The organism is candidate division KSB1 bacterium (assembly GCA_022562085.1).
In the GTDB taxonomy this organism is placed as follows: domain Bacteria; phylum Zhuqueibacterota; class Zhuqueibacteria; order Oceanimicrobiales; family Oceanimicrobiaceae; genus Oceanimicrobium.
Genome location: JADFPY010000185.1, coordinates 1 through 8,619 on the forward strand (window position 1 = coordinate 1; position 8,619 = coordinate 8,619).

Annotated in this window: 7 protein-coding genes; 3 read left to right on the forward strand and 4 right to left on the reverse strand. The window is 47.9% G+C overall.

Annotated elements, in window-relative coordinates; genetic code table 11:
- Nucleotides 1–184: 184 nt before the first annotated feature.
- The 3 genes from IH879_14535 to IH879_14545 form a co-directional block, all read right to left on the reverse strand.
- Complete coding sequence (locus tag IH879_14535; GenBank protein MCH7676152.1) at nucleotides 185–1,243, reverse strand: 2OG-Fe(II) oxygenase; 1,059 nt, start codon at nucleotides 1,241–1,243, stop codon at nucleotides 185–187.
- Nucleotides 1,244–1,421: 178 nt separating this feature from the next.
- Complete coding sequence (locus IH879_14540) at nucleotides 1,422–1,904, reverse strand: GtrA family protein (protein ID MCH7676153.1); 483 nt, start codon at nucleotides 1,902–1,904, stop codon at nucleotides 1,422–1,424.
- Between the two features lie 412 nt (nucleotides 1,905–2,316).
- Nucleotides 2,317–2,733: an Rrf2 family transcriptional regulator gene (locus IH879_14545; protein MCH7676154.1), complete on the reverse strand. Its 417-nt coding sequence runs from the start codon at nucleotides 2,731–2,733 to the stop codon at nucleotides 2,317–2,319.
- 425 nt (nucleotides 2,734–3,158) lie between these two features.
- Here IH879_14545 and IH879_14550 point away from each other — a divergent pair, with 425 nt between their 5' ends.
- The 3 genes from IH879_14550 to IH879_14560 all read left to right on the forward strand — a co-directional run bounded on the left by IH879_14550 (nucleotide 3,159) and on the right by IH879_14560 (nucleotide 6,641).
- Nucleotides 3,159–4,316, forward strand: a complete 1,158-nt coding sequence (locus IH879_14550) for a hypothetical protein (GenBank protein ID MCH7676155.1) — start codon at nucleotides 3,159–3,161, stop codon at nucleotides 4,314–4,316.
- 111 nt (nucleotides 4,317–4,427) lie between these two features.
- Nucleotides 4,428–5,162 carry a hypothetical protein gene (locus IH879_14555; protein MCH7676156.1) on the forward strand — a complete coding sequence of 245 codons (735 nt, stop codon included), beginning with the start codon at nucleotides 4,428–4,430 and terminating at the stop codon, nucleotides 5,160–5,162.
- Nucleotides 5,163–6,641, forward strand: coding sequence for a hypothetical protein (locus tag IH879_14560; protein MCH7676157.1), 1,479 nt, complete (start codon nucleotides 5,163–5,165; stop codon nucleotides 6,639–6,641).
- Between the two features lie 160 nt (nucleotides 6,642–6,801).
- Here IH879_14560 and IH879_14565 read toward each other — a convergent pair whose 3' ends face one another.
- On the reverse strand, nucleotides 6,802–8,583 hold the full coding sequence (locus IH879_14565) for a long-chain fatty acid--CoA ligase (protein ID MCH7676158.1): 1,782 nt from the start codon (nucleotides 8,581–8,583) through the stop codon (nucleotides 6,802–6,804).
- Nucleotides 8,584–8,619: the final 36 nt, after the last annotated feature.

Below are 8,619 nucleotides of genomic sequence, written 5' to 3' on the forward strand. Positions count from 1 at the left end.
TTCTTTTCGCTCGCCGACAAATTAGCTGCGCTCGCAGGAAATTTGTAACCCACCTGTGGCTTCACCAGGCAATCCCTTGCGGACGCAATTATTGTGCGGATTGCATCTTGAGTATCACCTATTCAACTTGTTTAGCCTTCCGTCGGGGATTATACAAGGTAAACAATGGGTAAATCCCCTGGGTTCAACTATCCTCCGGTTTTGCCCGGGAAGTGCTCATATCCACCTCTCGAAACAGAAACGACAGCAGCGCAAAGCGTCGCCCCTTTGTCACCTCCGTCACTTCGTGCAGATGGGAGCAGGAAAACAGGAGTCCGCAGCCCGTATCAGGGCGGTAGAGGTGGGGCCCGTATTCACGAAATCTCAGATAGCCACCCTCGTAATCCACGTTCAGATTCAGTGTAAAAGCAAACCGGCGATGAGCGGTGGCAGGACTCAGGTTGTCTCGGTGCGCATCGAAAAAACCGCCTGATGCTGCATCGTAGCAAACGATCTTGAAGCCTTCAAAGCGAGTGGCCCTGAACACAAAAGCTTTCCGGACTTCGGGCATGAGCCGGCGCCCGACTGTCGATGTGAGAAGCTTCAAGAGTTCCTTATCTCTGACAATGTGGTCGCGCCGCCGTTTGAGGTCCGGGCTGAGTCTATCCTCACGGCGGCCGCCGTGTGACTGCTCCACGCCGGTCTCCTCACTACCTTGATTGTGCCAGACGTCGATCAGGTTCTGGCACATTCCCGGGTCGAGTAGATTGGGAACCAGAAGCACGGGTGCCTGGGCCACAATCTCCACGGGCTCTTCAGGGGGCAGGGAGGAGTGGAGAATTGAAATGACTTCTTGCACGGCGGCTTCCGTATCCTCTAAGAAGAGTGACGCCAACACCCGCAGGTTCGGATCGAGCACAAAAATGACCGTCTTTTCCTCTGCATCCAGGCGGTACGCCTTCCTTACTTTTCCGTCGACATCTGAAAAAACCGGCATGGCAAACTTGTCTCCGGCAGCCTCTTGCGAGTCGGCCTCCTGCCCGGTACGTCTCACCGCAAAAATTGGCACATCCCCGGAGAGGCCGGCGTGCAAAGCCGCTGAGAAGCGCAGCAGGTTGCCAACCGGTTCAGCGTCGCCGAAAATGAGGACTGTGGATCTGCCCCCCGCCTTGGCGTAAAAGCGTGTCGGCGTGCCCTCCTCAAGGGGCAGAACAAAATCCGCAGCCCGCTCGCCCCGGCCGGGCCCAGGCATCTTTCTTTCCATAAATTTTCCTATTAATTTTATCCCTTGAAGTAACTCATCAGCTTTTAGCTGTTGGCCTTGAGCTCGCTGATGAGGTTATTTATCATCTTTTGTTTTTTTAACTGATCCAAAAATTTCTCGTTGTGTGCAACCAATTTTATGAACAATAGCCAACAGCTAATAGCCAATAGCTGAATTTTTATCCCTTGAAAATAAAAAATTTGCGCATGGCAAAGTTTATCAATAGAGCTGAAACCAGATTGGCAGTGAAAGCATAGGTCGTTTGCATATTGTAATATCTGATTAAGAATCCCATTAGACCTGTCCCTACACCCATGCTTACGCCGGACACAAGATAAAATAAGCCGATTTCAATAATTCTGTTATGCCGGCCGGATTCGAATACCCAAAATATGTTAAGGAGGTAGGCAACCAGGTTGCTGAAGATCCAGGCGACGCCGTTAGACAACATGGAATTGAGTGAACGGGTTGCGACATCTACTGCTGCAACAGATAATCCTAACGTTGCCACCGCGTAGTCATTTTCCTGTAGCGATGGGAAAATCTTCCACGCAGCAAGATGAAAAATGATTATGTGCACGATAGTAGCAGCACCACCCGAAAGGCTGTATTTCACAAACTGAACCAAGGGTCCGGATTTTATTTTTACTCCATCTTCCATCCTGGCTCTCTTTCCGGCGTCACGGGCGCGCCTGCCTCTTCCAGTTTCTGCTCGGGATTCTTCAAATCAGTTTCAATTAGGGCTCGCAATTTTTTCAAAACAAGGAAATGTTGGTTTTTTGATGAAAGTTTTGGGGATGTTCAGAACTTAAAGGAAAACACGGAAAAGTGCAAGGGAAAAGAGGTGGGGGTTTATTTAAGTTGATTTCAAAATTTGATATTCCTGGGAATTCATAATATTAACAAAGGGATTTAACACGATCATCACCGCAAAAGGGATTAAGAGCACTTGGCTGGGAATCTGAAATGCACTTCTGAGAGAGCACTGAACGCATTGAAAATACCCGCTCCCTTTTGTTGGTGCATGAATTAATTGCGAGCTGCTTGCTATGAACTGACGAACTCGAATCTGTTCAGTTCCTTCCTTGCTTGGATACATGGGCTAACGATTCCTCGCTCAAAGCTTCAATAAGTGGTGCACGAATTCTCTTCCACTGGTCGTGAAATGGACATGGATTGTCATCATGACACTCGGGCAGGCCAAGAGCGCAGTCATGTGTTAGCGTTGTGCCATCAATGGTTTTCACGATGTCAATGAGGAATATTTGATCCACAGGGCGCCCAAATGAGAACCCTCCTTGCCTTCCTTTAGATGAGTTTAGAATTCTGGCTTTCACCAAAGATTGAAAAGTTTTCGCCAGAAACGGGGCCGGCGTTTCTGCTTGTTCGGCTAATTCCCGAATTCTCCAAAACTGTTTCTCAGGATGGCGAGCCATCTCCACCAAACCCCTTAAAGCATACTCACAAGCACGACTGAATATAACGGGCATTTGAACCTTCTCATTTTTGGTTTAGCAGAATTCGTTTGCAATGTAACCAATCAGAGAATTAAAGGCAAATTAAATCGGATAAAAATATCCTAAAAAACTTGAAACATTTATAAACCTTGCGTAGTATCCTTTAATAGGATAAAATTATCCGATTTAAAGTAGTCGGGTAATTATTCAAATATTCACAAACAAAGGAGGTCTGAAAAATGAATGGAAAAATGTTCAGTTTCGTAACCCTGGTTCTGGGGATGTTATTCATAGGTCACGTAGACATTGCCCATAGCTATCCGTGGTTTGCGCGGAGACTCGTGGATAGCTGCAACAAATGCCATACTGCTTTCCCGCAGAATAACGACTACGGACAGTACGTCAAGTATTCCGGCTATGAGTTGCCGCAGATGAGCTATGACGGACTGGAGGAGTCAATGATACGCCGCTTCCTAAGATATTTCCCCGTGGCAGGTCGCTTTGAAATCGACGCTATCAACTCCGGACCGTCTGAGCTAAGAGGTGATGTCAACATGCGGGAAGCCCAGCTGATTAGCGGTGGCAGCATCTTGAATAATAAGGTGAGCTGGTGGTTCCATAAGCACGTGGTCGAAGAAAATGAATTTATCAGCCTGTTCGACGGGACTCCACATGAGATGTGGGGCCAGTACAATCTCAGATTCAGCAAAAATGACGTGACCAGGGTTAGTCTGCGCTACGGTATGTCAGAGCTGCCCCTGGCTTTCTCACCCAGCAAAACCATGCTGAGCGAGATTCCATACGCTATTTATAATGCTGCCCTAGGTGCAAATAATTTCACGCTGAGCATACCGGAGTACGGCTTCTCTATCTTTGCCACTAACATGGGCGGAGATAATTACAATCAGGTCAAGGCCAATGCGCAGTTGGCCGTAGTTAACGGCAAGGCTGAGTTCTCTAGCGGCTTTAGCAACATCTTTGGTCGAGCGTCTGTGCCAATTGGAAGGACCTCGCTGGGCACTTTTGCCTACTTTGGCTCCGGGGAGCTCATGATGGCCATAGCAGACGAACACGGCGAAGAGCATGGTGAAGAAGGAGGAGAGCATGGAGAGGAACCCATGGAACACGATATGGGCATGATGATGGATAATAGCTTTTACCGGCTTGGCCTGGATTTTACTTGCTCTATAGCGCCCAATGCCAATTTCTATGCCCTGGCTCTCTATGGCCGGGATAGTAACCCGCTGGCATTTGCTGAGAGCCGGGCTGGCCGATTTTTCGGCGGTTTTGCCGGTCTCGACTATTTCTTGAATGAAAGACTTATGCTGCAATTCCGCTACGACGGCGTCAGATTTGACAGCCCGACAGTCGCGCAGCACGACGATGAAATGGGTGAAGAGAACGAGGATTCAATGGACGATATGGATATGGATCACGAGGGCGAAGGCGGCCATGGCCACGGCGCCCTCGTAACTGCTGACATGGATGACATTGTCCTTGGCTTGCACTTTATACCATTTAAGCAATTCGAACGGCTGAAACTCGTGACTGAATATAAGTTTGGTCTCAAGGGGACAGGTGACTTACTGATGAGCGGCTTTCACCTGGCCTTCTAATTCTTCGAGGCGTTAATGAGTGAGATTGGTGATACTTATGATGAAGCTCGACTTGGGCGCGGGAGAGTCCCGGCCCTCAATATTAACGCTCTATATTAAGGAGAAAGAACGATGAAAGACAAAGTATTTCACAGCTTGATAGTCGTGTCGCTGCTATTCACCACTATCTCATTTGCCCAGTCGAGCGGCTATGCTGCTGACAAAGTAACAACTGGCGGCGTGATAAGCGGCCGCGTAACTTTTTCAGGACAACTAGTTGACCCGAAAATTCTAGTAGTAACTAAAGACAAGAACGTCTGCGGACGATCCACACACAAGGACGAGTCTTTGCTGGTAGGCGAAAATCACGGACTCAAAAACGTGGTCGTTTACTTGACCGATGTCAAGACCGGCAAAGCCTGGTCAGCCCCGGCGGCAGGCTATAAGCTCGATCAAGAGGGTTGCCAGTTTTCACCTCATATTATGGTCGTACCAGCCGGGCAGACGTTGGAGATACTCAACCCGGATGGCGTCCTGCACAACATTCACACGCACAGCGAGCGCAACGCCGCGGTCAATAAAGCCATGCCCAGGTTTCTCAAAAAACTGAAGCTAAGCTTTGAACAGCCGGAAATTATCAAAGTCAACTGCGATGTGCACAATTGGATGGGTGGCTGGATTGTGGTGGCCGCGAGCCCGTACTATGTACTGACTGACGAGCACGGCGACTTTGAGCTGGATGGCGTACCAGCCGGCACTTACAAGCTCAAATTCTGGCACGAGAAGCTGGGTGAGCAAACTCAGGCCGTGGTAGTCAAGCCCAATGAGACCGTAAAAGTGACCGCGGTATTCCAAGGGGCGCAGTAATTGAATACGCCAGCTATTACTGCCCCAACAGTCGAGTTGCCGCAGACGACTGCACCTGCAAAAGCCCAGCAGGCTGGATTTGCCATAGGCTTTATTTGGGCGGCGCTGAGTATTGCGCTGACGATGGGCTTTGCCATCGCTGCCCACCTGGCTTTTGTGATCGGCTTTGACTTCCCGCTGGGCCAGGGCTTTGCCAGCTTCATCCAGGTGCATGGTCACGCTCAGCTGCTCGGCTGGACCGGACTTTTCATCATCAGTATTAGCCTGCATTTTATTCCGCGACTGATCGGCACGCCCATTGCCCAGCTCAGGCTGGTTCACTGGATCCTTGGGCTACTGGTCACGGGTCTTATCCTTCGCGGTCTGGCCCAGAGCACTGTGCCTTATCTCCAGAACTCACCCTTCTTTGGTCTGGTTAATTTCCTGAATAGTCTATCGGGATTTCTGGAGTGGAGCGGCCTGCTTATCTATTTTATACTGCTGATCAGGCTGTTGGCTGGAGCCGGAAGCTCTAAGAGCCGGCCGGCCTTGCAGCAAGTACGACCGTTCTTTGCCATGATGATTATAGGCTTCGCTTTATACGCGAGCTTAAATCTGGTGCTGCTTACGGACATGGTAGTGCGTGGAGCCACGGTGCTAAATCAGGCCTGGAACGAGCTGGCGATCCAGATATTTGTCGGCTTGGTTCTCCTGCCTGTAGCGATGGCCTTTTCAGTGCGTATGTTTCCACTCCTGCTGCGGCTACCGGCGGTTGATTGGCCGGTGCGCGCACTAGCCTATGCCTATGGCTTTGGCTTTTTCCTGCAGGTTCTACCGAGTGTGCCCGTGGTAGCCAGACTGTCAAGTCAGCTACCCCTGGTGGTCGCGCATCTTGGCGCGATCATAAAAGGCTGTGTCATCTTGTGGTTTATCTGGCAGCTGGACATCCTGACCCGTTTACGGCAGCCCTGGACTGTTAAGCGTAGTGGACAGCCAGCCATAGATCGTCGGCCGACGCGGCCCGGTTTGCCGGATTATGGTAACTTCGGCCGCTTTGAAAGATTGGTCTACTCGGCTTACAGCTGGCTGGTGGTCGGGGTCATGTATGAGGTTCTATCGAGTCTCTCCTTTCTCTTGGGCCGACCGCTGCTGCACGGCAGCAGTGTGATACGCCACATCTATCTGCTGGGATTTATCACTTTGCTTATCCTCGGCTTGGCGGTACGCATGATCCCGTCTTTTGTTGGCAAGCGGCGGGTGTTTAGCCCGAGGCTGGTGGACGCTACCTTTTGGCTGGGTAATGCGGCGGTGCTATTCCGGATCGTGCCCATGATGATACCTGTATCCTGGTATGAGGCCTGGCCAATCAGCGTGACTCTAGCTAGTACTGGCTTTGGACTTTCGGGCATAGTCGCCCTGGCAGCTATCTGGTGCCTCGCTATAAATTTACGCAAGACAATAGTTTGTGCAGATGCTCAGGACGTGATGTGCGGCTGCTGATCAGGCGGCTTCAAAAAAGTAATTATGTTAGACTTCTGCAAAATGTAGTCTGTGTGTCATTTCGGGCGTTAGCGAGAAATCTGAAACTGTGTAAAACCAGATTTCTCCCTTCGGTCGAAATGACGAATTGAGTTGTTTTGCAGAACTCTAAAACAATGATCTAGGTTTGATACATTTTTTCGATAATTTCTTTGTTTTCTTCAAGTACAACTTTCCGTTTTACTTTCATGGTGGGAGTCAATTTTCCGTTTTCGATCGTGAAGGGTTCGGACAAAAGTTTAAATTTTCGAATGCGTTCATAATTAGAAAAATGTTTTTGCTGCTCATCCACTTCTTTTTGAATGAGATCGACTATCTCCTGAGCAGTGACAAACTCTTGATTATTTTCTGAATTAATTTTTAAGCTTTTTTTATCAGCATAAATTTTTAAAGCTTCAAAGTCAGGTACGATCAGTGCGCTAATAAAATTGCGCTTGTCGCCTATTAAAACAACTTGCTCAATATACCTGCTATCCTCCACAGCTTTCTCGATGGCTTGCGGCGCTACTTTCTTGCCACCAGAGGTAACGATGAGCTGTTTTTTTCGATCCGTGATAGAAAGATACCCTTCTTCATCAATTTTGCCGATATCGCCGGTATGGAACCAGCCATTGATCATAACTTCAGCGGTTTCTGCCGGCATGTTATAGTAACCTTGCATCACGCTGTCACCCTTAACCAATATCTCACCATCATCAGCAACTTTCATTTCAATGCAAGGCAAGACTTTCCCAACCGAACCGGGTTTCGGTCTTTCCAAACGATCCACTGAAATCACCGGCGATGTTTCCGTCAGGCCGTAACCTTCCAACATCGCTAATCCAACAGAAAAAAAGAATCGAGCGACTTCTGCAGACAACGGCGCACCGCCTGAAATGAAAAAACGAATGTTACCCCCGGTACGTTGCCGTATTTTTGAAAGCACCAGCTTATCCGCGACGGCATATTTTAAAGCAAGAAAAAAACCGTCGCTTTTACCAGCAAACTTGTTTTCAGATTTCTCCTTGCCAACTTTCAAAGCCCAATTAAAAAGTTTTTGCTTCAATACACTTCCTTCTTCTACTTTTGCTTCAATTTTTGCTTTGACTTTTTCAAAAAACCGGGGAACGGATGCCATGATGTTTGGAGTGCAATTCATTAAATCTTCACCCACATTTTCTAAACTTGAAGAATAGACAATGGTGGCGCCTCGATAAAAATAGACATAGTCAACGGTTCTTTCAAAGGCATGTGAAAGGGGTAAAAATGATAACCCCTTATCGCTGGAAACGATATCAAGGGCTTCGGAGCATGCCAAAAAATTGGAAACAAAATTGCTATGGCTGAGCATCACACCTTTCGGAGTACCGGTGGTACCCGAAGTATAAATAATGGTTGCAAGCGACTCCGGTTTGACTAATTGAACAGCTTGTTTGAAAAATTCCGAGTTCTCTTGCTCACGACCTTTCTTTCTAATTTCATCAAATGAGATAACCTCGCCCGTTACTGCCTCCTCATCCATAGCAATGATTTTTTTAACTTTGCCGATTTGATCCCTAATTTGAAAAATTTTATCCGCTTGCATCGAATTGGAGACGATAACAAACTCACTTTCACTGTTTTCAATGATGTACTGAATTTGTTCAGGAATTAAAGTAGGGAAAATAGGTACGACAACCACACCTAGTAAATGGCAGGCGAAATCAACAACATGCCATTCGGGACGGTTTTCAGATAATAAAATCGTCTTGGTTTCGGGTTTTACACCAAGCTCTTTGAAACCAATAGCAAAATCAAGCACCCGTTCCTTAAACTCATGAGTTGAAATATTATAATATTTATCATCCTTGCCGCGATAGACCAGGTGATCCGGTTTATTGTATTGCGTGACAATATATTCAAACAGTTGGTTAAGCGTTTCCATACCTTTTAAATGCCTCTCTACTTCCAATGAATTTTT